We start from the raw sequence: 25582 nt of genomic DNA on the forward strand, positions 1-25582 counted from the left end.
GGTCACCACCTGTACCAGCGTGTGCGACCACCGCCCGCGCCCGTCGAACGGAACAGGAAGCCCAGCAGCCAGACGACCAGCACCGCGACGGCCACCCACCACAGTGCCTTGAGCGCGAAACCCGCGCCGAACAGGATCAAAGCCAGCAGCAGTACCAGAATGACAGGAACCATGTGTATCGCACCTCCGCTGCTCCGAGTGCCCCCGGCGTGCGGTGTTATGCGTGCTGTCTGACGAGGCCCGGTCAAGAACCGGCCGGGTCCGGTCGGTCCGTCCCGCCCGTCCCGCCGGCCCCGTCACTCGCGTCCGTCCCGCCACCCGTGACCCGGACCGTCAGGTCGTTGTCGCGGGTGTAGGAGGGGCCGATGCGCAGCCGGCCCGACGGGCAGCCGACGGACAGCGCCGGGTGGCTGACGGTCTCCGCCTTCTCCGGTACGTCGTCGAGCAGCCGGGCGATACGGACCGGCTCGGCCTCCTCGGTCACCCGCAGCCACAGGGCCCAGTGGTCACTGCCGCCCTGCCAGCGGCCCGCGAGCTGCGTGTGGGGCAGGGTGAAGACGAAGTCGGGGCCGTCGCCGGTGAGCGGGACGGTGACGCGGGTGGCCGGGTCGGCCGTCTCCGGGGCGCCGGGGCGGGTCGTGGCCTCGGCGCGGGCGCCCGGGCCGAGGGCGGCGCCGTAGAGGCGGCCCGCCACCGTCACACCGCAGGCGTCGACGAGGACGTCCCCGGCCTCGGCGTGCGGTCCGCGCAGCCAGCTGCGCAGCGCCAGACTGCCGGACCTGGTGGTGTACGGGATGCGGACGCCGAGCCGGCCGATCCCGGCCAGCGGGCGGCGGTCCACCAGCGGGCTCAGGTCGGTGACGCCGGGCAGCAGCCGCTGCGGGCCGCGGCCGTCGCCGAGGTCGGCGTAGGTGTTCCAGCGGCCCTCGGGGAGCGCGACGGTGCTGGGCAGGACGGCCCGCAGGCACCCGGAGCCGTTCGGGCCGAGCGGCAGCCGCAGCTCCTCGTCGGCGCCGCCGTCGCGCGGGCTGAGGACGAGCGCCGCGCTCCAGACCGGCCTGGTGCCCTGCGGGGTGGTGATGTCGAAGGTCAGGCCGCCGGCGGAGTCGGCTATGCAGTCCGCGTGCAGCGGCTGGGCGGCCCCGCCCGCCGCGCGGGAACCGCGGCCGGTGGCCGTGACGTCCGGCCCGGCGGGGGCCGTGGGCTCGGCCCGCACGGGAGCGACGGCTTCGGGACCGGCCGTCCCGGCGCCCGTCACGGGCAGTTGCGTCGACGCGTTCATACCCTCCGCACCCCTCTCACAGCGGCCTGCGCCGCGTCCTTGGTTGCGTACGCCCCGTGCTCCGGGCGGGGTCGCGTCCGCCGGGCGCCGGTCCGGGCCGCCCCTCCGGTGCCGTGGGCGTGGTGAATCAGGAATGAGCTGTGCATCCGTCCCCGTATTCCGTCCCCGTATCCCTTGGTCGCCGCGGACGAGTCCCGCTGTCTGCCCCGTTGAACGGTTGGACCACGTTCCCGGGTTCCGGGTTGAGGCGTTTGGCCAACTTGTTCCGAAAGAGTTAGGACATCGGTAGCGGCGTCGAGGAACTTTCCCGAACCGTTGATCGTCGGTTCTGTGCCGTGCTGTAACGCCACAAGTTATGCCGTCCCGGGGCGTCCCGTCACGAGGTGTGCAGCCAACGGCTCGCTCCGCCGGTCTTCCCGGGCCGACGGGCCGGGCCGACGGTGACGGCCGGGTCCTCAGGGCCGGTACGGAAGCTGGGGGACGGTGAAACAGTTGGTGTCCATGTCGCCCTGGGTGACCCAGCCGCCCCGGCCGCCCCGCGCCGCGTCGCGCCAGCGGGCGACCGACAGGCAGGTCCGGTCGGTGGCCGGCGGCTCGGCCTGCGGCCGGTACGCGGCGGGGAGCAGCAGGCCACGGGCGGTGTAGGGCGCACCCTGCCCGACGAAGCGCTCCACGCACGCGCGGGTGGGCCGCTGCCCGCAGGAACGCGCCGCGTCGGCGAACCACATCGCGGCCGCCCACCCTTCGAGCTGCCACTGCGACAGCGGTCTCCCCTCGGCGTACCGGGTCATACCGGCACGGAAGGCCCGTACCGCCGCGCCGCCCGGCCCGCTCCCCGGATCGTCGTAGTTGCGGCTGGCGCCGGTGGCCCACAGGGCGTTGCGGCAGCCCGGCGAGTCCTTGTAGTCCTTCGCGACCGTGTCCGACCAGTTCTGTACGTTCGTGACCTTGGCGGTCGGCCGGACGCCCGCCGCGTCCATCGCCTCGCACAGTTGCGCGTTGCCGTGCGTGTCCATCGCGTCGAAGACCAGATCGGCCCCCCGGTCGCGCAGCCCGGCGGCGACCGCCGGGAAGTTGGGCAGCGCGAAGTCGACCTGCTCGCTGGTCACGTCGTACCCCTCGGCCTCCAGACCGCGCACGATCAGCCGGGCGTACGCGGCGGACGCCGCCTGGTTGTAGGAGACGACGGCGGCGGTGCGGGCCCGCTGGACGCGCTTGAAGTAGCGGTAGACCTCCGTGCCGCCGTACAGCTTCCCGCCCCAGCCCGCCGCCTTGCCGTCCCGTGGCGCCCGGCTGCCGTAGATCCCGTACAGATGCGGATACGTGTCGTACGCGGCGCCGACCGGCTGTCCCCCGATGTCGGGGACGCCCGCGGCGGAGACCCTGGGCGCGCCCGCGTAGTCCAGCGCGGTGGTCGCGACCAGCGCGAACACCTTGTCCTCGGTGAGAAGTTTGCGCACGCACTCGTTGTTGCCGACGCCGCTGCCCCCGTCGTCGCAGGTCACCGCCCGCACCGGCCGTCCGTTGACGCCGCCCTTCGCGTTCAGGTCCGCGAAGTACGCCAGCGCGCCGTCCCGTGGCCCGGTGAACGCCTCGCCGCCCACCGGGCTCGTCGCACTGGTGATGATCCCGACGACGATCGGCTCCCGCGCCCGGCCGGTGGCGGACGCGGTCCCGCGGTGTTCGAAGTCGCTCTCCGGCAGCCTGCTGCCACAGGCGGCGGTCAGCGCGAGCAGCAGCGCCGAGGCGGCCGCCCCGGCCGCCTCAGCAGCCCGGCGCGTCCGCATTGCCGCTCATGCCCACCAGCGCGCACAGGGTCTTGAGCGCCACCTTCCACACCTTGCCCTGGTACACGGAGGCGCCCTTGGCGTTCGGCAGCGCGGTGGCGCCCTTGAGGGTGAGGCTGTACGTCACCTCGGCCGCGGTCGCCGAGGTGAACCGTACGGCGGACACCTGCGCCGCGACCTGCTTCCCCCGCTGGTCGCCGTTGAACGCCTCCAGCAGCAACTGGAATTCCTCGCCGTTCTGGAGGTACTTCGCCTTCTCCGCGTTGGACAGCTTCGGGTCGAAGAACTTCCGCCAGTTCTCCTTGATCTCCCGCTCGGCGGCGGCCGGATCGGCCGGGGCGTCGCCCGGGGAGGACGGCGGACCGGAGGTCGCCGTTCCCGTACCGCTCTTTTCCGGGGCGGAGGACGCCCCGCTGGGCGCGCGCTGCCCGCCGTCCTCGGCGTCACTGCAACCCGCCGCCCCGGCCGTCATCAGCAGCACCGCCGCCGTCACCAGCGCCGGAGCCCGCCGTGCACGCCCCCCACGGACCGCCATGTACACCACCGCCTGTCATCGCGACCGGCCGCGACCGGTCTGGCACAAGCCTTCTGGGTGCTGTCTTCACAGGGCATAGTGCAGGCATTCGCCGGAAGCCGCGAGGGGGCGTGATGCGCAACGCGCGAACACGGTTCGGGGCGCGCCTGGCCCCGTGGGGCGGCTGGGCGGCGCTGGCGGGCGGGGCGGTGCTGTGCGCGGCCGGTTGGTACGGCGTCTCCGGCGAGCGGTTCGCCGAGCGCCAGATCCCGTTCCTGGCCTCCTGCTCGATCCCGGGCGCCGCCCTGATCGTCGCGGGTGCCGTGCTGGTGGCGCGGGGCGACCAGGGCCTGGCGGCGGCGCGCGTCGAGGAACTGTACGGGCTGCTGGTGACGTACGGCGCCGAGGACACGGTCACGGCGGCGGGCGGCGGGGAGCCGGCGGGGGCGGGCAGGGCCGCGGCCGTGCGAAAGGAGCAGGACGCGGAGGCCGGTCCGCCCCTCACCGTGCCCGGCGGAACGCTTCTGCACCGGCCCGGCTGCCCGCTCGTGGCCGGACGGCCGGACGCCCGCGCCGCCGCCGGCGGACCGGCGGAAGCGGATGTCTCCCCTCCGGCGCCCTGCCCCGTCTGCGAGCCGGACGACCCGCGCCCCGGCCCGGAACGGTGAGCTCGCTCTCGTACGACCTCACCCTGGCCGGGCTCGCGGTGGGCAGCGCCGCCGCGCTCACCGGCATCGGACTGATCGTCACCTACCGGGCCACCGGCGTGCTGAACTTCGCGCACGGCGCCGTCGCCATGGTGTGCGCCTACGTCCTGCGGCAGCTCGTGGTCGGCTGGAACTGGCCGCTGCCGCCCGCCGCCGCCGTCACCCTCCTCCTCGTCGCGCCCGGCATCGGACTGGCGCTGGACCGCGCCGTCTTCCGGCCGCTCTCCCTACGCGGTACGGGCCCGGCCCGCACCCTGGTCGCCTCCCTGGGCGTCTTCGTCCTGCTGGTCGGCGCCGCGGGACTGCTGTGGGGGCCGGGAGCGCGTGCGGACGCGCCCGCGCTGCTGCCGGACGACCCCTGGGTGCAGCTCGCCACCGCCGTCATCCTGGCCGCCGGGGTCGCCGCCGTCACCCGCTGGACCCGCTTCGGCCGCGCGCTGCGTGCCGTCGTCGACAACCGCCCGCTCGCCGTCCTCAGCGGCATCGACGCCGATCGGGTCGCCGCCGCCGGCTGGGCCTTCGGGTCCTTCACCGCCGGGCTGACGGGCGTGCTGCTGGCCCCGCTGCTGCGCCTGGACCCGTACGGACTGCCGCTGCTCGTCATGGAGGTGATGGCGGTCGCGGTGGCGGCCGGTCTGCGCAGCCTGCCGGTGGCGGTGGCCGTGGCCCTGGCCATCGGCGTCGCACAGAGCCAGCTCACCCGGCTGCACCCGGGCGGCAGCCTGGAACCCCTCGTCCAGGCCGTCGGCGCCAACCTGTTCGTCGTGGCGTTGCTGGCCGCCGCCCTCGCCCGGCGCGGCCTCGGTGCCCCCCGGGCCCTGCCGGACGCGTCCCACGGCGCGGCACCGGCCCTGCGCACCGTCCGGCTGCCCGACCACGACGGCCGCGCCTGGCTGGTCTGCGGCATCCTCTTCCTGCTGCCGCTGGGCTTCGCCCACGGCGACCTGCGCACCTCCGTACAGGTACCGGCGCTCGCCGTGGTGCTGCTCTCCTTGGTGGTCGTCACCGGGCGCGGCGGCCAGATCTCTCTGGGGCAGGCCGCGTACGCCGGTCTGGGCGCCCTGTTCACCGCACTGCTCGCGGCGGGCCGCTTCCCGGGCCTGCCGGCCGTCCCCGGGCTGCCCGCCCTGCTGCTGGCCGTCCTGCTCACCGCACCGCTCGGCCTGCTCACCGGCCGGCCCGCGCTGCGGCGGTACGGCCTCGCGACGGCCCTGGCCACCCTCGCCTTCGGGGTCGCCGTCAGCCGGTTCGTCTTCGCCCAGCCGTACGCCACCGCCGGGCTCTCCCTCGACCGCCCCGCCGGTTTCGCCGGCGACCGCGCGTACTACGTCCTCGAACTGGCCCTGCTCGGCCTCGCGCTGCTCGGGGTGGCGGCACTGCGCCGCGGCCGTACCGGGCGCGCGCTGGCCGCGATGCGCGACCACGAGCCGGGGGCGGCCGCCGCCGGTGTGCCCGTACCGGCCCTCAAACTGGCGGCGTTCACGGTGGGCGCCGCCCTGGCCGCACTGGGCGGCGGGATGCTCGGCATGGCGCTGCGCGCCTTCGACCCGGCGTCCTACGACCCGGTACGCGGCCTGCTGTGGTTCGCGGCCGTACTCGTCCTGGGCGCCGACAGCCTGCTGGCGGCGCTCGCCGCGGCGGTCCTGCTGGTCGGCCTGGACTCGGGGGCCGGGGGCGGCGCGGCGGCCGCGGTGATCGGTGTCCTGGCCGTGCTCGCCGGCCGGCTGCCGAGCGGCCCGCACGCCGCCCTGCGCGAGGCCGTGGCCCGTCGGTCCGGGGCTCCGGAGCCGCGGCTGACTCCGCTGGGGGCACGGGCGCGGGCGAAGATGGCGTCGGCACGTCCGCCCGGGGGCCGTACGTCCGGGAACCGTGGTTCCGGGAGTCGTACGCCCGGGAGCCGGACGCCCGAGAACCGTACGCCCGGAGGGGGCCTCTCCGAGCCCCGCCGCCCCGCTCCGAAGGAGCCCGTCCCCCACGCCCCGGCGCCCCCTCGCGCACCATCACTCCTCTCCTCCCCCTCCTCCCCCATGCCCGCTGCCCGCCTCAGTCCCTCCGGCCGCCCCCTCCCTTCCGGCCGCCTCACCGCCCGCTCCCTCCACGCCCGTTACGACGGCTTCACCGTCCTGGACGGTGTCGACCTGGCCGTCGCGCCGGGCCGGGTCACCGCGCTCATCGGGCCCAACGGGGCGGGCAAGAGCACCCTGTTCCACTGTCTGTGCGGCACCCTGCGCCCCGCGGCGGGCCGGGTACTGCTCGACGGGACGGACATCACACACCGCCCCGCGCACGCCCGGGCCCGCCTCGGGCTGGCCCGGACCTTCCAGCAGCTCGCCGTGTTCGACGGGATGACCGTGGCCGAGAACGTCCGGATCGGCGCCGAGCAGAGCGGCGTACCGGACCCGGCCGCCGCCACCGGCCGGGCGCTGGACCTGCTCGCCCTCGACGGCCCGCTGCGCGCCGCGCCCGTCGCCGGGCTGGACACCGGCACCCTGCGCCGCGTCGAACTGGCGCGCGCCCTCGCCGGCCGCCCGCGCACCCTGCTGCTGGACGAGCCCGCGGCGGGCCTGGACAGCGCGGAGGTGGCCGCGCTCGCCGGTGTGCTGCGCGCCGTGGCGGCCGACGGCACGGCCCTGCTCGTCGTCGAGCACGACCTCGACCTGGTCGCCGGGCTGGCCGACACGGTCTACGCGATGGCCGCGGGCCGGATCGTGACGCGGGGGCCCGCCCGCCGCGTCCTGGCGGAGCCGCGGCCGTGAACGGCCGGCAGCGCGCGGAACGCCGACCGCTGCGGCCCGTGACGGCAAAGACAGCGACGGCGGCGGCAGCGGCATGAGCATCGAGACGGCCCTGAGCGCGGCCCGCGTCCGGTACGGCTCCCTGGAGGCCCTGCACGGCATCGACTTGGCCGTGCCCGGCGCCCGTGTCACCGTGCTCCTGGGACGCAACGGTTCCGGCCGCACCACGGTGCTGCGCGCGCTCGCGGGCACCGTGCCGCTCGCCGCCGGGCGGGTGGTGTGGCGCGGTACGGACATCACCCGGCTGCCCGCGCACGCCCGCGCGCGCCGCGGACTGACCCTGGTGCCCGACCGCGGCGCCGTGTTCGGTTCGCTCTCCGTCGGCGAGCAACTCGAACTCGCCGCGCCGGACGGTGCCGTCGGCCCGGCTCTGGATGCCTACCCGCGGCTTCGCGCGCTGCTCGGCCGCCGCGCGGGCACTCTCTCCGGCGGTGAGCAGCGGATGCTCGCCGTGGCCCGCGCGCTGGCCGGGACCGCCCGGCTGCTCCTCCTGGACGAACCGGCCCAGGGCATGTCCCCGGCCGTCACGGCACGCACGTACGCGCTGCTCGGCGACCTCGCGGCCGCCGGGCGCACCGTCCTCGTCGCCGAGCAGACGCTGCCGCCCGCCCTGTGCCGCGCCGCCACGGTCGCGTACGTCCTGCGGCGCGGCACCGTCGCCTTCGCCGGCGAACCGGCCGAGGCCGCCCGCTTCCCCGGCCTCACCGGCCCGGCGGCACCGCCCAGTCCGTGAGCCCGGACAGCGCCCGGTCCCGCTTGCCGAGCCCGTACCGCTTGGCGCAGTACGGCCAAGCCGACCAGCCCTGCGTGCGCCGCACCCGTTCGGCGACGGCGATCTGCTCCTTACGGGTGGCGAGGTCGGCGCGCGGCGCGTAGGCCAGGCCGCCGTACTGCTTCCAGGTCGACTGCCGGAACTGCAGTCCGCCGTAGAACGCGTTGCCGGTGTTCTTGCGCCAGTCACCGCCGCTCTCGCACTCGGCGATGCAGTTCCACGGCCCCTTGCTGAGGGAGCAGCCCGCCGGGGACGGCAGGTGGTGCGCGGTGTCCCGCGCCTGCGCGCCGCCGGGCACGCACAGCAGGACCACCGCCGGGACCAGGGACAGGACGGCCGCTCGGCGGCGGCCGGTTCTCGCGAGACGCTTGGGCATCAGCGCCCGAAAAGAATGGGACATCGGGTCACGCTAAACAGGGACACGCGTACCTGCGCGCCGCCGCGCCCGGACAGCGCGACGCCCCACCCGGTCGGTGGACGGCCGGGTGGGGCGTTCGGAGTACGGGCTCCGGGGCCGGGGGCCGTGTCGCGGCCCGGGCGTGCCGCGCGGCGGCCCCGTGGCTCAGATCGAGAGCCGCTGCCCCGGGACGATCAGGTTCGGGTCGCCGCCGACGACGGCCCGGTTGGCGGCGTACAGCCGGTGCCAGCTCACGTTGTGCGCGGCAGCGATCCGGCTGAGCGTGTCGCCCTGCCGCACCGTGTAACCGCCGGCGCCGGCCCGCGCCCGGCCACGGTCGGCGTGCCCGCCGGTGCCGCGCGCCTTCTTGCCGACCTTGGCGCCCACGTCCCGGCGGACGTCCTTCTGCATCTGCCGCTTGCCACTGTCCTGGCCGGAACGGAACGCCTTCGGTGCCTTGGGGGCGCTCCCGTACGCACCGGCACGTGCGGCGCAGGTCGGCCAGGCGCCCCAGCCCTGTGTCGCCTGGACCCGGGTTGCCACGGCGATCTGCTGGGCACGGGTGGCTCCGGCGGCCGTCGGCGCGTAGGCCGTGCCGCCGAACGCGCGCCAGGTGCTGTGGGTGAACTGCAGGCCGCCCGAGAAGCCGTTGCCGGTGTTGATGTGCCAGTTGCCGCTGCTCTCGCAGCGGGCGATGCGGTCCCACACTCCGCCGTCCGCCGCCTGCGCCGGTCCGGCGGTCGCGGCCACCAGCGCGAGCGGGGCCACCAGGGCCGCCCCGGCGAGCGCGGCGATGTCACGGCGTATGACGCCCTTCGAAAAAGGCATGGAATCCCTCTCCACGACCCCGGGAGTCCCCCTGGTGACGCGGTGCGGGCGCATCGTGCGTCCGCGGTCCGCGGCACCCCGCCCGCCGCGGGGTGGTGCCGGTCGTGCTCGGTGGTGCTGCGTGCGGTGCATCCGGTGCCACACGATCCGGCCCGTGAGCCGGGTGTCGTGTGGCGCACCGGCCGTGGTGCGGGCCGGCGGATGCGGACGGCGGGCGTCCCCGGGTGGTGCTCGGTGCACACGGCCGGAGAATGTAGGGAGGCTCACGCACGGTTATCAACCGTGGCGCCGTCCTGCCTGGCCAGTCGGTTGTTACCGGAGGTATCAGCCAAAACCGGCCACCCACTTGATTGCTCGATTTCCGCATTTGTCACCCGGGCCGCCCGGCGATCTGTGACCCACCTCACCAGCCCAACTTTCGTGCCCGCAGCACGAGTTGGCAGGGAGTGAGCGGTTCCGGTCCGCAGCTCACGCTCCGCTTCGAACGGTGCGATCCGGTACCCGGCCGCGCGTGACTCCTGCCACAGATCGCCCGTTGTCCTGGTACGAGCCGGGCACCGCCCGGCAGCCCGCGCAACGATCGAGGAGCCATCCGTGCCGCGCATGCTCGACGTCAGTGACGACGTTCGCGCCGAGATCGGTGACGAAGAAGCCGACCGCCTGCTGGCCGGTGGCAACGCCCCCGGCAACTACGACTGCACCTCCTGCCGCACCCCCGGCGACAGCGAGCAGGAGCGCACCAGCACCGTCCTGTTCGTGGGCGAGGAGACCGCGGTGCTCGCCTTCGCCCACGCGTCGTGCATCCCCTCGCAGGTCGTACCGGTCTCCGAGGAACAGCTCCAGGGCGCCGTGCGCTCCATCACCGGCGAGGACGGCCGGGCCGCCGAGCCGCCCGCGGCGCCGCCGCCCGCCACCCCCTTCGCCGCCCTCCCCGGCGAGCACCGGCAGGCGACACTCGGTGTCACCTGCGGTCTGGTCCTGGTCGAGAACGACCTGCGGCCGGCGCTGGTCGTCGAGCCCGCCGGGCCCATCGCCCGCCCCGGCTCCACCGAGCCGGGCGACGCGTTCCTGCCGCTGCTCCTGGAGCACGGCTTCGCCACGGTGACGGACATGGCCCTGCTGCCCGCCCCCAACCCCGGCTGGTCGGTGCTGCTGGCCGCCGGGCAGCTGCACGCCATCCTCCAGCCGGGCGACGACGGCGGCCAGCCCAGCTCGTGGTGGCAGGCGCACCAGCCGCTGCCCGTCTCGGACGGCTGGCGCGCCGCCGCCGCCAAGGCGCGGACCGTCCTGGTGTACGCGGCACCCGTCGGCGCCGTCGGCCACCAGCCGCGGGAGGACCTGATGCGCGAGGCGATGGAGAAGGCCGCGGCGGAGAGCAGGCTGGTGGCCGCCTCCATGCCGCTGGCCGGCACCTGACCCGCGCCCGTCCCCTTCCGGTTCCGGCGCCCCGGTCCCGCCCCCGCACGGGGCGGGGCCGGGGCGCCGCCGCGCGACGGCGCCGGGAGCCGGTCGTGAGCCGGTCGCGCTCCCTCCGATCAGCCGATTCTTCGCAGAGCCCGCATCCCGGGAGCATCCGGGTCGTTGGCACAGACGTGCACCCATACGACCCCTCCTCCCGCGTCCCGTATCCCTACCAGATCCCCGGTATGCGCCCGTCGCACGACGCGACCACGGCGACCATGACGGCCCCGCACGCCGCCCCCGCCTCGGCCACGCCGATCTTCGACGCGCTGTACGCCGAGTACCGCCGGTCCTTCCGGGCGCTGCCGGGGGACCGGAGCGGCGAGGAAGGGCTGAGCGCCGAGGCGATGCGCAGCATCTGGGGCCGTACGACCACCGCGACCGGCCACCTCCCGTCGTCCGGCCACTGGGAGCCGGTCTCCCGCCAGCCGTTCCACGGCCACCCGCACCACGCGGGCGGCCACCACCGGGGCCACTTCCCCCCGGCCCTGCCACCGGCCCCCCGCGAGTACCGCCCGCACGGTCACTGACCAGCCCCGCAAGCCCGTACGCCCGTACGGCCCCCGCGCACGGAAACGGTGGCGGGGCGGCTCCCAGGAGCCGCCCCGCCACCGTTTCGCCGTCGCGCCGACGGCTACTTCTTCTTGCTGCGCTTCTCGCGCACCCGTACGGAGATGTGGATCGGCGTCCCCTCGAAGCCGAACTCCTCCCGCAGCCGGCGCTCGACGAAGCGGCGGTAGCCGGCCTCCAGGAAGCCGGAGGCGAAGAGCACGAAGCGCGGCGGCTTGGTGCCCGCCTGGGTGCCGAAGAGGATGCGCGGCTGCTTGCCGCCCCGGATCGGGTGCGGGTGGGAGGCGACGATCTCACCGAGGAAGGCGTTCAGGCGGCCGGTGGGGACGCGGGTCTCCCAGCCCTCCAGCGCGGTCTCGATCGCCGGGACGAGCTTGTCCATGTGGCGGCCGGTGCGCGCCGAGACGTTGACCCGCATCGCCCACGGGATCTGCACGAGGTCCCGCTCGATCTCCCGCTCCAGGTAGAAGCGGCGCTCCTCGTCCAGCTGGTCCCACTTGTTGTACGCGATGACCAGCGCGCGGCCCGCCTCCACGGCCATCGTGATGATCCGCTGGTCCTGGACGCTGATGGACTCGCTCGCGTCGATCAGGACGACCGCGACCTCGGCCTTCTCCACGGCCGCCGCGGTGCGCAGCGAGGCGTAGTAGTCGGCGCCCTCCTGGAGGTGGACCCGCTTGCGGATGCCCGCGGTGTCCACGAACTTCCAGGTCTTGCCGCCCAGCTCGATCAGCTCGTCGACCGGGTCGCGGGTGGTGCCGGCCATCTCGTTGACGACCACCCGCTCCTCGCCCGCGACCTTGTTCAGCAGCGAGGACTTGCCGACGTTCGGGCGGCCGATCAGCGCGATCCGGCGCGGCCCGCCGAGCGGGGTGCCGAAGGTCTGCTCGGGCGCCTCGGGCAGCGCGTCGAGGGCGGCGTCCAGCATGTCGCCGGTGCCGCGGCCGTGCAGCGCGGAGACCGGGTGCGGCTCGCCGAGGCCCAGCGACCACAGCATGGCGGCGTCCGCCTCGCCGGACGGGCCGTCCACCTTGTTGGCGACCAGTACGACGGGCTTGCCGGCCCGGCGCAGCAGCTTGACGACGGCCTCGTCGGTGTCGGTGGCGCCGACCTTGGCGTCCACGACGAAGACCACCGCGTCGGCGGCCTCGATCGCGAACTCGGCCTGCAGGGCCACGGAGGCGTCGATGCCGAGCACGTCCTGCTCCCAGCCGCCGGTGTCGACGACCTTGAAGCGGCGGCCGTTCCAGTCGGCCTCGTACGTGACCCGGTCGCGGGTGACGCCCGGCTTGTCCTCGACGACCGCCTCCCGGCGGCCGATCATGCGGTTCACCAGAGTCGACTTACCGACATTGGGGCGGCCGACGACGGCGAGGACGGGCAGCGGGCCGTGCCCGGCCGCGGCGATGTCGCCCTCGACCTCCTCCAGGTCGAAGCCCTCCTGGGCGGCGAGCTCCATGAACTCCGTGTACTCGGCGTCACCAAGCGCACCGTGCTCGTCGCCGGTGGGGGTCTGGTCGTTCATGAAGTCCGTTCCTCGTTCTCCGTCATCGGTGCCCGCTCGTCCACGGGCCGCCGTTCAAGTCTCGTTCAGTGCCCGGTCAGGCGCCTGGCCTGGGCAAGGTGAGCGGTCAGCCGCTCCTGTATGCGTACGGTGGCCGCGTCCAGCGCCGTACGGGTGCGCCGGCCGCTGCCGTCCCCCGCCGCGAAGGCGTCGCCGAAGACCACGTCGACCCGGCTGCGCAGCGGCGGCACCGCCTTGACCGCCCGGCTCCGGCGTTCCGCACTGCCCAGCACGGCCACCGGCACCACGGGCGCTCCGGAGCGCACCGCGAAGTACGCCAGGCCCGCGCGCAGCGAGGCGAAGTCGCCCTCGCCCCGGGTGCCCTCGGGGAAGATCCCCAGCACGCCGTCGTTGTCCAGCACGGCCAGCGCGTCGGTGACGGCCTTGCGGTCGGTGCCGGAGCGGTCCACCTTGAGCTGGCCGATGCCGCGCAGGAACGGGTCCAGCGGGCCGACGAACGCTTCCTTCTTGATCAGGAAGTGCACCGGCCGCGGCGCGGTGCCCATCAGCATCGGGCCGTCCAGGCCGTGGGCGTGGTTGACCGCGAGGATCACCGGGCCGGCCGGCGGGACCCGCCAGGCGCCCAGCACCCGCGGCTTCCACAGGCCGTACATCAGGCCGATGCCGATCCGCCGGCCGACCGCGGCGCCGCTCGCGCTGGGCAGCCGGCCGCCGTCGGCGTCCGCCGCCCTGCCGCGCTGCCTCACCGCGCCGCCTTCGCGGCCATCGCCGCCTCGGTCAGGGTGACCACGCACTCGATGACCTGCTCCAGCGTGAGGTCGGTGGTGTCCACCTCGACCGCGTCGGCCGCCTTGGCCAGCGGCGAGGTCTTGCGGCTGGAGTCGGCCGCGTCCCGCTTGACCAGGGCCTCGCGGGTGGCCGCCAGGTCGGCGGCCTCCTTGCCGGTCAGCTCACCGCTGCGGCGGGCCGCGCGGGCCTCCGGCGACGCGGTGAGGAAGATCTTCAGGTCGGCGTCGGGCAGCACCGTGCTGCCGATGTCCCGGCCCTCGACGACGATGCCCTCCGGGGCCCCGGCGGCGATCTCGCGCTGCAACTCGGTGATCCGGGTCCGTACCTCGGGGACGGCGCTGACGGCGCTGACGGCCGAGGTGACCTCCTGGGTGCGGATCGGACCGGCGGCGTCCAGGCCGTCCACGGTGATCGTCGGGGCGGCCGGGTCGGTGCCGGAGACGATCGTGGGCTTGGCCGAGGCGTCCGCCACGGCCACGGCGTCGTGCACGTCGAGGCCGTTGCTCAGCATCCACCACGTGATCGCGCGGTACTGGGCACCGGTGTCCAGGTAGCCGAGCCCCAGCTTGGCGGCGACGGCCTTGGAGGTGCTGGACTTGCCCGTGCCTGCGGGGCCGTCGATGGCGACAATCACTGCAGCCGGGGCGGTCCGGGCGGGGGTTTCCACGGTGTCGGGCACCTTCCTCGATCACGGGGCGGGACAGGGGGCCGCTGCGCGGGGCCCCGCACAAGGTTACTGGCAAGCAGCGGCGCCCCGTGCAGCCCGTACGCCCCGGCCCGCGGGTCCGACCCCCGCCCCGGGCACCGGACCCGGCTACTGGCGGATCGACCAGCCCCGCTCGCGCAGCTCCGCCATCAGTATCGGCGCCGCCTGCGGCTCGACCATGAGCTGGATGAAGCCCGCCTGCTGGCCGGTGGCGTGCTCGATGCGTACGTCCTCGATGTTGACCGCGGCCCGGCCGGCGTCCGAGAAGATACGGGCCAGTTCGCCGGGCTGGTCGCCGATGTGCACCGCGACGATCTCGTAGGCGGCCGGGGCGGCGCCGTGCTTGCCCGGCACCCGCTCGCGGCCCGCGTTGCCGCGTACCAGCACGTCCTCGACGCCGCGCGCGCCCTCGGCGCGCTTGTCCTCGTCGGCCGCCTGCAGAGCGCGCAGCGCCCGTACGGTGCGCTCCAGGTCGGCCGAGACCTCGCCGAGCACGTCGGCGACCGGCCCCGGGTTGGCGGCGAGGATGTCCATCCACATCCGGGGCGCGGACCCGGCGATCCGGGTCACGTCCCTGATCCCCTGGCCGCACAGCCGTACGGCGGTCTCGTCCGCGTCCTGGAGGCGGGCGGCGACCAGGCTGGAGACCAACTGGGGCGTGTGCGAGACCAGCGCCACGGCCCGGTCGTGGGCCTCCGCCTCCATGACGACGGGCACCGCACGGCACAGCGCGACCAGCTCCAGCGCCAGGTTGAGCACCTCGGTGTCGCCGCCCTCGGCGGGGGTCAGGACCCAGGGCCGCCCCTCGAAGAGGTCGGCGGTCGCGGCGAGCGGCCCGGAGCGCTCCTTGCCCGCCATCGGGTGGGTGCCGAGGTACGCCGTCAGGTCGCAGCCCATCGCCTCCAGCTCGCGGCGCGGGCCGCCCTTGACGCTGGCGACGTCGAGGTAGGCGCGGGCGGCACCGCGCCGGATCACCGCGGCCAACGTCGGCGCGACGTGGGCGGGCGGTACGGCCACCACGGCCAGGTCGACCGGGCCCGGCGGCTCCGCGGCGGTGCCGGCGCCCAGCGCGGCGGCGGTCTCGGCCTGGTCCGGGTCGTGGTCGGCCAGGTACACCTGGACGCCGCGGCCGTGCAGCGCGAGGGCGACGGACGTGCCGATCAGGCCGGTACCGACGACGAGCGCGGTTCTCACTGGGCGATGTCCTTCCGCAGGGCCCCGGCGGCACCGAGGTAGACGTGCTGCACCTCGGCCTTGCTGCGGTCGGTCTCGACGTGCGCGAGGACGCGCACCACGCGCGGCATGGCACCGGCGATGTCCAGTTCCTGCGCGCAGATCAGCGGGACGTCGGTGATGCCCAGCTGACGGGCGGCGACCGCGGGAAAGTCGCTGTGCAGGTCGGGGGTGGCGGTGAACCACACGCTGATCAGGTCGTCCGGGGCCAGATCGTTACGCTCCAGTACGGCCGTCAGCAGCGCGGACACCTGCTCGTGCAGGTGCCCGGCCTCGTCCCGCTCCAGTTGCACGGCCCCGCGTACCGCTCGTACCGCCACGTCACCGCTCCCCTGAACATCCGTGTACGGCGCCCGGCACGCATTCCGCGCCGGCCGCCGGCTGCTACCCCACAAGCCTAGCCAGCTCCGGCACCCGGACACGACGCCGACCGGTCCGCGAGACACGGAGCGGCCGGGCACGAGACACGGACCGACCGCACGCGGGTCGCGAACCGGCCGGACACGGGACGCGTGGCCGCGTCCCGGACACCGTCCGGGAAGGAGCGGTCACGTGCGGCTACGTCCGCCCGGCGGTCCGGTGCCGCCGGGCGACGAGGTCCTGCAACGCGGGGTCCTGCGGTATCCGGCCGTCGGGCGTCAGCCGGTCCACGGCCTGCGGCAGCGTGTGCGCGAGCTGCCGGGCCGCCTCCCGGGCGCTGACACCGTTCTCCTCGGCGATCCGCCGCAGGGTCTCGCCCGGCAGCGCCTGGGCGACCTGTTCGGGGGTGACCGGTTCGTTGGCGCCGTGTCCCACCCAGGAGTGCGCCTGCCGTCCCAGCTCCCCTTGGAGGAGCTTGCCGAGCACGGCCTGTATGCCGCCGCCATGGCCGCCGGGACCGGCGCCGCCGTGTCCGCCGGGGCCGGTGCCGCCCAGCGCTCCGAGCAGCGATCCGACGAGGTTTCCTGCCGCGCCGCCCTGACCGCCACCGGGCAGTCCGCCCGTCGGTCTCCCGAGGTCTGGTGATCCCGTCATGTCCGTGCCCTTCCGCGAATTCCGGCAGTGTCGATGAGGCCCGCGCGACGAGTGACGTCATTCCAACGTACCGACGCGCGGGGTTTCCGCCACCCGGAACCGGCTGGCGCCGCACCCCTCCCACCAGCCACAATCCCCCTCATGCCGACCTCCGCCGCAGGCCACGCCCTGGTCACCGGACACACTGTCTACGCCTGCGTCATGGGCTCGCGCGCCTTCGGACTGGCCACCGGCGCCAGCGACACCGACCGGCGCGGGGTCTACCTCGCGCCCACCCCGCTGTTCTGGCGTTTCGAGAAGCCGCCGACGCATGTGGACGGGCCGCGCGAGGAGGAGTTCTCCTGGGAGTTGGAGCGCTTCTGCGCACTGGCGCTGAGCGCCGACCCGAACGCCCTGGAGTGCCTGCACTCCCCCCTCGTCGAACACGCCGACGCCACCGGCCGCGAACTCCTCGCGCTGCGCGGCGCCTTCCTCTCCCGCCACGTGCACCGCACCTTCACCGGCTACGCGGCCGGCCAGTTCAAGAAGCTGGAGGCGGACGTACGGCAGCACGGCGCGCCCCGCTGGAAGCATGCGATGCATCTGCTGCGGCTGCTGCGTTCCGCCCGTGACCTGCTGCGTACGGGCATCCTGACGCTGGACGTCGGCGAGGCGCGCGAGGAACTGCTCGCCGTCCGGCGCGGTGAGGTGCCCTGGGCCGAGGTCGAGCGCCGGATGGCCGTCCTGACCGAGCAGGCCGCGGCGGCCGCGTCCGGTTCCCCGCTGCCGCCCGAGCCCGACCGCCGCCGCGTCGAGGACTTCCTGTACCGCGCCCGGCGGGCCTCAGCGCTGCGCTGCGCCGAGGCGGGCGCGTACGACGAGGTCGTGTAGCGCGTCGTGGCCGCCGGGGGCGTCCGGCAGCGCGGAGGCGGCCTGCGCCGCGTCCAGCCGGGCGTGCAGCGCCGCCACGTCCTCCCGCAGCCGCGCCACGTCCACCAGTTCGGCCGCCGGCCCGTGCTCCGCTTCCGCCTTGGCCTCGACCAGCTCCGGTACGTACGAGGGCGCCGCCACCAGCCCGGTCAGCGTGGGCAGATGCGCCTGCACCTCACCACTTCCCATCAGGTGAATGCCGGTCAGCAGCACCCGCAGCGTGTACAGCAGCGGCTTCAGCTCGCCGGTCTTCTCGAAGAGACGCCACTGCGTGGTCGCGAAGCCGCGGTAGTGGTGGGCGTGATGGCGGGTGAGCACGGCGGGCGCCAGCGCCGTCAGCTCCTCGTGCACCGCGCTCGTCCGCACCACCAGCGGGGAGAGCAGTTGTTCCAGTACGTAGCCGTTGCGGCGCAGCATCAGCCGCGCGAACTTGCGCAGGTCGTGCGTCACCAGATCGACCTCGACGCCGTCCCGGTCCGCCGTCCAGGACCGGGTCTCGTCCGGCTCCCGCAGGCCGACCAGCGCCGCGGTGGGCAGCAGATGCGCCCCGCGCAGGTCCACGTCGGAGTCACGGGACGGGAAGCCGTACAGATGCGCGCCGGAGACCGTCGCGAAGACCAGCGGGTCCCCCTCCCCCGCCGTCACCACGCCAAGGTCGGTCTCCGGCAGCCCGGCCGCCTCCAGCACCGTGCTACGCATCCCACGCCTCCCCGAGCGCCAGCAGCTCGTCGCGGTACTCGATCCGGCCCGCCCACTCCTCGGGCCACGCCCCGGCGCCCAGGTGGGCACCGGCGAAGGCACCTGCGAGGCAGGCGACGGAGTCGGAGTCGCCGGACGAGCAGGCGGCCCGGCGGAGCGCGGCCAGTGGCTCGGCGGGGAAGAGCAGGAAGCACAACAGACCGGCGGCGAGCGCCTCTTCGGCGATCCAGCCGGCGCCGGTGGCCAGGCACGGGTCGGCCTCCGGGTCGGGCGCGCGCAGCGCGGCGTCCAGCCGGTCCAGGGCGCCGAGGCAGTCGTCCCAGCCGCGCGCGACGAAGTGCTCCGGGGTCGGATCCTGGGCGTACCGCCACAGCTCACCGAGCCAGTCGGCCCTGTACACGCCACGGCTCTCGACCGCGTACGAGCGCAGCGACCCGGTCAGCTCGTCCGGCCGGGCCCCCTCGGCGAGCAGGTGCACGGCGTACGCCGTGAGGTCGCTGGCGGCGAGCGCGGTGGGGTGCCCGTGCGTGAGCGCGGACTGGAGCTGCGCGGCGCCGGACCGCTGCTCCCGGCTCAGCCCCGGCACCAGTCCCACGGGCGCCACCCGCATGTTCGCGCCGCAGCCCTTGGAGCCGGTACGGCTGGCCTCGGCCCACGGGCGGTCGCCGTCACTGAGCAGGGAGCAGGCGGTCAGGCAGGTGTTGCCGGGCGCCCGGTTGTTGTCCGGGGAACGCCACCACTCGACGTAGTTCCGCCGGACCGGCGGGAGCAGGCCCGCAGCGTCCAGACCGCCACCCGCGGCCGCCATGGCGGTGCGCAGGCCGCGCCCGAGGGCGATCGTCATCTGCGTGTCGTCGGTGACGTACGCGGGATCGGGCAGCCCCATCCCCCGCCACGGGCCGTACGCGGCCTCGATCGCGCGGACATCCTGGAACTCGGTCGGGTACCCGAGCGCGTCACCGAGCGCCAGCCCGATGAGCGATCCGGTCGCGGCGGACGCCATGAAAAGAACCACCCCTTAATCGTCACAGTGACAATAAGGGGTGGTCCTACCGCCCGCCAAGGCACACGGCTCCAGGTGGCTAGAGCTCGACCTCACGCATCAGCATGCCGACCTCGGTGTTGGTCATCCGCCGCAGCCAGCCCGACTTCTGGTCGCCCAGCGCGATCGGCCCGAACGCCGTCCGCACCAGCTTGTCCACCGGGAAGCCCGCCTCGGCCAGCATCCGGCGCACGATGTGCTTGCGGCCCTCGTGCAGGGTCACCTCGACCAGGTAGTTCTTGCCGGTGTTCTCCACCACCCGGAAGTGGTCGGCGCGCGCGTAGCCGTCCTCCAGCTGGATGCCGTCCTTGAGCTGCTTGCCCAGGTCACGCGGGAGCGGCCCCTGGATCGCGGCCAGGTAGGTCTTCTTCACGCCGTACCGGGGGTGGGTCAGCCGGTGGGCCAGCTCGCCGTGGTTGGTGAGCAGGATGATGCCCTCGGTCTCCGTGTCCAGCCGGCCCACGTGGAACAGCCGCGTCTCGCGGTTGGTCACGTAGTCGCCCAGGCACTGGCGCCCGTCCGGGTCCTCCATGGTCGAGACGACACCGGCCGGCTTGTTCAGCGCGAAGAAGAGGTACGACTGCGTGGCGACCGTCAGGCCGTCCACCTTGACCTCGTCCTTCTCCGGGTCGACACGGACGCCCTGCTCCATGACGATCTGCCCGTTGACCTCGACCCGAGCCTGCTCGATCAGCTCCTCGCACGCCCGGCGCGAACCCATGCCCGCACGGGCCAGCACCTTCTGCAGGCGCTCGCCCTCCTGGTCACCGAACGTCTTCGGCGTCTTGATCTGCGGCTTGCTGTGGCGGGCGCGGTTGCGCTCCTCCACCTGCGCGTCGTACTCACGCGGCCGCGCCGGAGCCTGCCCCCGCCCGCGCGGCTGCCCCTTGCCACCGGGCTTGCCGCCGCTCTTCGGGCTGGTACGGGGACCACCCTTGGCGCCGCCGCGGGCGGCCGCACCGCGGCCCCTGCGCTCGTCGCCCCGGTCCGGAGCACCGCCACGGCCGCCGGAGCCGCCACGGCCGCCCTGGCCGCCGCCGCTCTGGCCGCCGGAGCCGCCCCGGCCCCCGCCGTCGCCACGGCCCGGACCGCCCTCGCCCACGTCGTAGCGGCGCTCCTCGGGACGGGGCCGGCCGGCGCGCTGCTGCTTCTCGTCCTTCTTGTTGCCCGCACCCCGGTAGTTGCCCCTACCGGTGTCCCTGTTGTTCCTGCCGCTGCTTCGCATCAATGATCCGTCTGAGAGTCGCCGCTGTCGTCTACGTCGAACGACGGAACACCTTCCCGGGAATCGCCTTCGACCGCCTCCGCCTCCGGGAGGAAGGGAGCGAGCTCCGGGAGCTCGTCCAGGCCGCGCAGGCCCATCCGCTCCAGAAAGTAGTTCGTCGTCCTGTACAGGATCGCACCTGTTTCAGGTTCCGTCCCCGTCTCCTCCACCAGACCGCGCTGGAGAAGGGTGCGCATCACACCGTCACAGTTCACCCCGCGAACGGCCGAGACCCGGGAACGGCTGACCGGCTGACGGTACGCGACCACCGCCAGAGTCTCCAAGGCGGCCTGCGTCAGCCGCGCCTGCTGGCCGTCCAGCACGAAGCTCTCCACGGCGTCCGCGTACGCCGGACGGGTGTAGAACCGCCAGCCCCCGGCCACCAGCCGCAGGTCGAAACCGCGCCCCTGCCGCGTGTAGTCCTCCGACAGCTCCCGCAACGCCAGCGCGACCTCCCGGCGGGGCCGCTCCAGCACCCTGGCCAGGTGTTCCTCGGTCGCGGGCTCGTCCACGACCATCAGCACCGCCTCCAGCGCGGGCCGCAACTCCAGCTCCGCCACACCGAGCGCCCCCGCCGGGGCGTCCTGCGCCTCCGCGTGGGCCACCTCCACGTCACTCACCCCGCGTCCTCCTCACCCTCACCCGCCGGCGCCTCCGGCCCGGGTTCCCGGTCGAACTCGTCCGTAACGACCGGCTCGGCCTCCGCCCCGCCCGTCCACCGGACCGTCAGCGCACCCAGCGCCTGCTCCTGGTCCAGTTCCACCACCCGCTCCCGGTACAGCTCCAGCAGCGCCAGGAAGCGGGCGACGACGGTGAGCGTGTCCGGCGCGTCCGCGGCCAGCTCCGGAAATCCGGCCTCCCCCACCGCGCGCAACCGGGCCACCAGCACCTCCGCCTGCTCCCTGACACTGACCAGCGGCGCGTGAATATGGTCCACATACACCTGCGGCCGCGCCTTGGGCTGCATCGCCTTCACCGCGAGCCGCGCGAAACCCTCGGCACCGATGCTGATGGCGACCTCGGGCAGCAGTTCCGCGTGGTGCGGCTCCAGGCCGACCGTACGGGGACAACGGCGCCCCTCGTCCTCCAGCCGCTCACCGAAGATGTCCGCGATGCGCTTGTACGCGCGATACTGCAGCAGCCGCGCGAACAACAGGTCACGCGCCTCCAGCAGCGCGAGGTCCGCCTCGTCCTCCACATCGGCCACCGGCAGCAGCCGCGCCGCCTTCAGATCGAGCAGCGTCGCCGCCACGACCAGGAACTCCGTGGTCTGGTCCAGGTCCCAGTCCGGCCCCATGGCCCGGATGTACGCCATGAACTCGTCCGTCACCCTGGACAGCGCGACCTCGGTGACGTCCATCTTGTGCTTGGAGATCAGCTGAAGCAGCAGATCGAAAGGCCCCTCGAAGTTCTCCAGTCGAACGGTGAACTTCCCGTCCCCGGCCGCACCGTCCTCGACGGACGGGGCATGGTCTTCGGTCGTGGGCATCGCGATCCAGGTGGGGGTTTCGGGACCACCCAAGCGTAGCCGCCCCAGAGACCACCCGAACCGCTGGGCGCGCCCAGAGCAGGGAGCCGACGGAGGCGCACGCCGTGCGAGTGGCCCGTCCCCGCGCGCAGCGCGGGAGGCGCCCCGGAGGGGCGCAGCAGCGGCGCCTACACCAACGTGAGCCTCACCGCCAGGTCGGCGCGCACCAGGGCGATCGTTCTTCTTCTCCCCCCCACCGGGCCGAGCTCGCGGAACCGGCCGGAGGGGGCGCGTAGGGGGCCATCCCCGCAGGCAGTCCGGAAACTGGCCCACTATCCGATGCACCTCAGCTAAAGGATGCCGTGGGGGTACCCCCGGCCGAAGGCTGGGGGAGAGTTGGCCCCCTGCGCGCCCCGCCCCCACAACGCAACCAATGCGATCAAGCGCAGCGCGCAGCGCAAGACCCACTACCCGCCCGCCGCGTCAGCGCCCCCGCAACCGCCGAACCAGAATGCTCGCATCCCCCCGCGACTCCAGATCCGCCAGAACCACCGCCACCGCCTCGCGGACAATGCGCCCCCGATCGACCGCGAGCCCGTGCTCGCCCCGCAGGACCAGCCGTGCGTGCTCCAGGTCCATCAGCTCCTCGGCGGACACATAGACCGTGATCTTCTCGTCGTGCCGCTCCCGGCCACTGGGCCGCCGGTTCGCCCCGCGCCCCCGGCGGCGCGAGGAAGCGGCCTGCTGGCCCGCGGCCGGCTGCGCCGCCGCGGACTCCGCGTCCTGCCGACGCCGCCCCTTCGGGGCATCCGCCTCCGTGCCGCGGCCCCCGTGCTCGGCCGCCGAACCCTCCGCGCCGGAATCCGGCTCGGCCCGCCGCTGCCGCGGGGTCGTTTCCTCGCCGGACCCCGGCCCGGGCGCAGGCTCCGGCTCGCCGCCGGGAGCGGGAACCCGTGCCGTCTCCCCGCCGCCCGGCGGGACCCCATTCGTCTTGCGGGGCGCCGGGGACTGCAGCCCCGACCCCCCGGTCGTGCGGAACAATTCGTCGGCTCCGGGCAGACTCACTCGGCGTGACACCGGGCGAGCACCTCCCTGGCCAGCTGACGATAGGCGGCGGCACCGACGGAGTTGGACGCGTACGTGGTGATCGGCTCACCCGCGACGGTGGTCTCCGGGAAACGCACGGTACGGCCGATGACCGTGTGGTACACGTGGTCGTCAAAGGCTTCGACGACGCGCGCGAGGACCTCACGGCTGTGGACGGTCCGCGAGTCGTACATGGTCGCCAGGATGCCGTCGAGCTCCAGGTCGGGGTTGAGCCGTTCCTGGACCTTCTCGATCGTCTCGGTGAGCAGCGCCACACCGCGCAGCGCGAAGAACTCGCACTCCAGCGGGACGATGACCTTGTGAGCCGCCGTCAGCGCGTTGACGGTGAGCAGGCCGAGCGAGGGCTGGCAGTCGATGACGATGTAGTCGTAGTCGGCCATCAGCGGCTTCAGCGCGCGCTGGAGCGTCGACTCGCGCGCGACCTCGCTGACCAGCTGGACCTCGGCGGCTGACAAATCGATATTGCTGGGCAGCAGGTCCATGTTGGGGACCGCGGTCTTCAGCAGCACCTCGTCGGCCGACATGCCCCGCTCCATGAGCAGGTTGTAGACCGTCAGGTCCAGTTCCATCGGGTTGACTCCGAGCCCGACGGACAGCGCGCCCTGCGGGTCGAAGTCGACGAGCAGCACCCGTCGGCCGTATTCGGCGAGCGCGGCACCCAGATTGATGGTCGAGGTGGTCTTTCCCACCCCGCCTTTCTGGTTGCACATCGCGATGATTTTGGCGGGGCCGTGGTCCGTCAACGGTCCTGGAATCGGGAAGTAGGGAAGGGGGCGCCCGGTGGGGCCGACACGTTCGCGGCGCTGGCGGGCGGCGTCCGGCGCGAGCGTGGCCGCGTATTCGGGGTCCGGTTCGTACTCCGCGTCCGGGTCGTAGAAGTGCCCCTCGGGCAGGTCGTCGTAGTCGGCGAGCCGGGTGGGATCTGAGCCGCCCCGGTCGCCGGCCATGGCGTTCACGTGATGGCCGTCCATGCTCTGGTGGGCTGTCGTCGTGGGGCTCTGTTGGGTCGCGAAGGTGTGGACAGCGACGGAGCCGACAGCCTGGAGCCCCGAGGGACCCTGGCCCCGTGCAACCGCTCCTGGTCGACCACCTCCGGGAGTAAATGTCGACTCATTCACAAGTCGTCTTACCTCCTTGGATGTGACCAGGAAACTTATCGATAGGTCAGCGTGGCACTATGCCGACGGTTGGCGACTCTATGGCGTGTCGGGCGTTCGCAGCAACACAATCCGCCGGACCCGGCCCGATGTGTCGGCAATCGAACATGCCGATGTCAAGGGTGCAAGCCGCACAAGCCCGAGGTTTCGAGGGTGTGCGAATCGGTTAAAGGGTTACGTTCTCGGCGAGTTGGGGTGCGCTCGTGCCGTTCCGGGCGTGCGGCGTGTCGGCGAACGGCCGCGGCCGGGCCTTGTGGACAAGGCCCGGCCGGCACTGCGTCATTGACGCGCGCTATTGACGCCTCAGCCGAGAAGCGCCGCGAGGTCGGTGGCCTCCAGGCCGTGCGCCTCGGCGACGGGACCGTAGACGACCTTGCCGTCGTGCGTGTTCAGACCCTTGGCCAGGGCGGCGTCGCGGCGCAGCGCCTCGACCCAGCCGTTGTTCGCCAGCGACACGATGTAGGGCAGCGTGGCGTTGGTCAGGGCGTAGGTGGAGGTGCTGGGGACGGCGCCCGGCATGTTGGCCACGCAGTAGAAGACCGAGTTGTGGACCTGGAAGGTCGGCTCGGCGTGGGTGGTGGGCCGGGAGTCCTCGAAGCAGCCGCCCTGGTCGATGGCGATGTCGACAAGGACACTTCCGGGCTTCATCTTGGCGACCAGCTCGTTGGTGACCAGCTTCGGGGCCTTGGCGCCCGGGATGAGGACCGCGCCGACGACGAGGTCGGCCTCGACGACGGCCTTCTCCAGCTCGTAGGCGTTGGAGACGATCGTCTGCACCTTGGTGCCGAAGATCCGGTCCGCCTCGCGCAGCTTGTTGATGTCCTTGTCGAGCAGGGTGACGTGGAAGCCGAGGCCCACGGCGATCTGCACGGCGTTCCAGCCGGAGACACCGCCGCCGATGACGACGGCCTTGCCCGCGGCCACGCCGGGGACGCCGCCCGGCAGCACGCCGCGGCCGCCGGCCTGGCGCATCAGGTGGTAGGCGCCGACCTGCGGGGCGATGCGGCCCGCGACCTCGGACATCGGGGCGAGCAGCGGCAACTGGCGGCCCGGGGTCTCCACCGTCTCGTAGGCGATGGCGGTGGTGCCGGACTCCAGGAGGGCGTCGGTGCACTCGCGGGAGGCGGCCAGGTGCAGGTAGGTGAAGAGGGTCTGGTCCTTGCGGAGGCGGTGGTACTCCTCCGCGATCGGCTCCTTGACCTTCAGCAGCAGGTCCGCGGCGGCCCAGACCTCGTCGGCGGTGCCGAGGATCTCGGCGCCGGCCGCGACGTACTCCTCGTTCGGGATGGCGGAGCCGAGGCCGGCGTCCTTCTCGATGACGACCTGGTGGCCGTGGCGGACCAGCTCGTGCACACCGGCGGGCGTGATCGCCACCCGGAACTCGTTGTTCTTGACCTCGCGGGGGATGCCGACCTTCACGTCGATCACGGTCCTTGTAAGAGAGCTTGCAGGAGGAAATCCATGCATGCCAGGCATGCCGGGACTGACCGCGGTGTCCGCGGCCCGGCCAGTCTATTTAAGGATTCCGAGTTGTCTAGCCTTGCAAAGCATCTGTT

General features: G+C 73.8%; 26 protein-coding genes. 6 read left to right on the top strand and 20 right to left on the bottom strand.

Annotated elements, in window-relative coordinates:
- Positions 1-2: 2 nt before the first annotated feature.
- From AB0A97_RS26255 to AB0A97_RS26270, 4 genes are all read right to left on the bottom strand, one after another.
- Entirely contained in the window at positions 3-173 is a 171-nt protein-coding gene (locus AB0A97_RS26255) for a hypothetical protein (protein ID WP_030019458.1), read from the bottom strand.
- Positions 174-244: 71 nt separating this feature from the next.
- A complete protein-coding gene (locus tag AB0A97_RS26260; RefSeq protein WP_361154453.1) occupies positions 245-1282 on the bottom strand; it encodes a hypothetical protein in 1038 nt (345 codons plus the stop codon).
- Positions 1283-1737: 455 nt separating this feature from the next.
- Positions 1738-3069 carry an ABC transporter substrate-binding protein gene (locus AB0A97_RS26265; RefSeq protein WP_361154455.1) on the bottom strand — a complete coding sequence of 444 codons (1332 nt, stop codon included), beginning with the start codon at positions 3067-3069 and terminating at the stop codon, positions 1738-1740.
- Positions 3047-3604, bottom strand: a complete 558-nt coding sequence (locus AB0A97_RS26270) for a hypothetical protein (RefSeq protein WP_361154458.1) — start codon at positions 3602-3604, stop codon at positions 3047-3049. Before AB0A97_RS26270 ends, AB0A97_RS26265 begins: the two co-directional genes overlap by 23 nt.
- Positions 3605-3717: 113 nt before the next feature.
- Here AB0A97_RS26270 and AB0A97_RS26275 point away from each other — a divergent pair, with 113 nt between their 5' ends.
- The 3 genes from AB0A97_RS26275 to AB0A97_RS26285 all read left to right on the top strand — a co-directional run bounded on the left by AB0A97_RS26275 (position 3718) and on the right by AB0A97_RS26285 (position 7818).
- Entirely contained in the window at positions 3718-4251 is a 534-nt protein-coding gene (locus tag AB0A97_RS26275; RefSeq protein ID WP_361154460.1) for a hypothetical protein, read from the top strand.
- Positions 4248-7046, top strand: a complete 2799-nt coding sequence (locus tag AB0A97_RS26280; protein ID WP_361154463.1) for an ATP-binding cassette domain-containing protein — start codon at positions 4248-4250, stop codon at positions 7044-7046. The genes AB0A97_RS26275 and AB0A97_RS26280 overlap by 4 nt, the downstream gene beginning before the upstream one ends.
- A gap of 73 nt (positions 7047-7119) precedes the next feature.
- Complete coding sequence (locus AB0A97_RS26285) at positions 7120-7818, top strand: ATP-binding cassette domain-containing protein (protein WP_361154466.1); 699 nt, start codon at positions 7120-7122, stop codon at positions 7816-7818.
- Here the strand turns inward: AB0A97_RS26285 and AB0A97_RS26290 are convergent.
- Both AB0A97_RS26290 and AB0A97_RS26295 read right to left on the bottom strand, forming a co-directional pair.
- Positions 7787-8257 carry a transglycosylase family protein gene (locus tag AB0A97_RS26290; RefSeq protein ID WP_361154468.1) on the bottom strand — a complete coding sequence of 157 codons (471 nt, stop codon included), beginning with the start codon at positions 8255-8257 and terminating at the stop codon, positions 7787-7789. The genes AB0A97_RS26285 and AB0A97_RS26290 overlap by 32 nt on opposite strands.
- A 162-nt stretch (positions 8258-8419) precedes the next feature.
- Entirely contained in the window at positions 8420-9082 is a 663-nt protein-coding gene (locus AB0A97_RS26295; RefSeq protein WP_361154471.1) for a transglycosylase family protein, read from the bottom strand.
- Between the two features lie 603 nt (positions 9083-9685).
- On the opposite strand from AB0A97_RS26295, the gene AB0A97_RS26300 reads away from it, so the two are divergent.
- Both AB0A97_RS26300 and AB0A97_RS26305 read left to right on the top strand, forming a co-directional pair.
- Positions 9686-10498 (top strand): hypothetical protein, encoded by an 813-nt coding sequence (locus tag AB0A97_RS26300; protein ID WP_361154604.1) that lies wholly within the window; start codon positions 9686-9688, stop codon positions 10496-10498.
- A 263-nt stretch (positions 10499-10761) separates the two neighbouring features.
- Positions 10762-11073: a hypothetical protein gene (locus tag AB0A97_RS26305; protein WP_361154474.1), complete on the top strand. Its 312-nt coding sequence runs from the start codon at positions 10762-10764 to the stop codon at positions 11071-11073.
- A gap of 104 nt (positions 11074-11177) precedes the next feature.
- Here AB0A97_RS26305 and der read toward each other — a convergent pair whose 3' ends face one another.
- The 6 genes from der to AB0A97_RS26335 form a co-directional block, all read right to left on the bottom strand.
- Positions 11178-12638 (bottom strand): ribosome biogenesis GTPase Der, encoded by a 1461-nt coding sequence (gene der, locus AB0A97_RS26310; RefSeq protein WP_361154476.1) that lies wholly within the window; start codon positions 12636-12638, stop codon positions 11178-11180.
- 65 nt (positions 12639-12703) lie between these two features.
- Positions 12704-13291 carry a lysophospholipid acyltransferase family protein gene (locus AB0A97_RS26315; protein ID WP_361154607.1) on the bottom strand — a complete coding sequence of 196 codons (588 nt, stop codon included), beginning with the start codon at positions 13289-13291 and terminating at the stop codon, positions 12704-12706.
- An 89-nt stretch (positions 13292-13380) separates the two neighbouring features.
- Positions 13381-14094, bottom strand: a complete 714-nt coding sequence (gene cmk / locus AB0A97_RS26320) for a (d)CMP kinase (protein ID WP_361154479.1) — start codon at positions 14092-14094, stop codon at positions 13381-13383.
- Positions 14095-14241: 147 nt separating this feature from the next.
- A complete protein-coding gene (locus AB0A97_RS26325) occupies positions 14242-15327 on the bottom strand; it encodes a prephenate dehydrogenase (protein ID WP_361154481.1) in 1086 nt (361 codons plus the stop codon).
- Entirely contained in the window at positions 15324-15686 is a 363-nt protein-coding gene (aroH, locus tag AB0A97_RS26330) for a chorismate mutase (RefSeq protein ID WP_361154483.1), read from the bottom strand. Before aroH ends, AB0A97_RS26325 begins: the two co-directional genes overlap by 4 nt.
- Before the next feature lie 238 nt (positions 15687-15924).
- The gene (locus tag AB0A97_RS26335; RefSeq protein WP_361154486.1) at positions 15925-16380 is read right to left on the bottom strand and encodes a YidB family protein; all 456 of its coding nucleotides are present in this window, start codon (positions 16378-16380) and stop codon (positions 15925-15927) included.
- A 141-nt stretch (positions 16381-16521) separates the two neighbouring features.
- On the opposite strand from AB0A97_RS26335, the gene AB0A97_RS26340 reads away from it, so the two are divergent.
- Positions 16522-17250, top strand: coding sequence for a nucleotidyltransferase domain-containing protein (locus AB0A97_RS26340; RefSeq protein ID WP_361154488.1), 729 nt, complete (start codon positions 16522-16524; stop codon positions 17248-17250).
- Here AB0A97_RS26340 and AB0A97_RS26345 read toward each other — a convergent pair.
- The 8 genes from AB0A97_RS26345 to ald all read right to left on the bottom strand — a co-directional run bounded on the left by AB0A97_RS26345 (position 17203) and on the right by ald (position 25454).
- Complete coding sequence (locus AB0A97_RS26345) at positions 17203-17988, bottom strand: nucleotidyltransferase domain-containing protein (RefSeq protein WP_361154491.1); 786 nt, start codon at positions 17986-17988, stop codon at positions 17203-17205. The genes AB0A97_RS26340 and AB0A97_RS26345 overlap by 48 nt on opposite strands.
- Positions 17981-18991, bottom strand: coding sequence for an ADP-ribosylglycohydrolase family protein (locus AB0A97_RS26350; protein ID WP_361154610.1), 1011 nt, complete (start codon positions 18989-18991; stop codon positions 17981-17983). The genes AB0A97_RS26345 and AB0A97_RS26350 overlap by 8 nt, the downstream gene beginning before the upstream one ends.
- A gap of 79 nt (positions 18992-19070) precedes the next feature.
- Positions 19071-20255 carry a pseudouridine synthase gene (locus AB0A97_RS26355; RefSeq protein WP_361154494.1) on the bottom strand — a complete coding sequence of 395 codons (1185 nt, stop codon included), beginning with the start codon at positions 20253-20255 and terminating at the stop codon, positions 19071-19073.
- Positions 20255-20914, bottom strand: a complete 660-nt coding sequence (scpB, locus tag AB0A97_RS26360) for an SMC-Scp complex subunit ScpB (RefSeq protein ID WP_361154496.1) — start codon at positions 20912-20914, stop codon at positions 20255-20257. The genes AB0A97_RS26355 and scpB overlap by 1 nt, the downstream gene beginning before the upstream one ends.
- Positions 20911-21783 carry a segregation/condensation protein A gene (locus AB0A97_RS26365; protein WP_361154498.1) on the bottom strand — a complete coding sequence of 291 codons (873 nt, stop codon included), beginning with the start codon at positions 21781-21783 and terminating at the stop codon, positions 20911-20913. Before AB0A97_RS26365 ends, scpB begins: the two co-directional genes overlap by 4 nt.
- 462 nt (positions 21784-22245) lie before the next feature.
- Complete coding sequence (locus tag AB0A97_RS26370) at positions 22246-22827, bottom strand: hypothetical protein (RefSeq protein ID WP_361154500.1); 582 nt, start codon at positions 22825-22827, stop codon at positions 22246-22248.
- Entirely contained in the window at positions 22824-23840 is a 1017-nt protein-coding gene (locus AB0A97_RS26375) for a ParA family protein (protein ID WP_030019435.1), read from the bottom strand. Before AB0A97_RS26375 ends, AB0A97_RS26370 begins: the two co-directional genes overlap by 4 nt.
- Positions 23841-24329: 489 nt before the next feature.
- Positions 24330-25454: an alanine dehydrogenase gene (gene ald, locus AB0A97_RS26380; RefSeq protein WP_361154502.1), complete on the bottom strand. Its 1125-nt coding sequence runs from the start codon at positions 25452-25454 to the stop codon at positions 24330-24332.
- Positions 25455-25582 lie beyond the last annotated feature (128 nt).

The sequence above is a fragment of the Streptomyces sp. NPDC045470 genome (assembly GCF_040646595.1).
Taxonomy (GTDB): domain Bacteria; phylum Actinomycetota; class Actinomycetes; order Streptomycetales; family Streptomycetaceae; genus Streptomyces.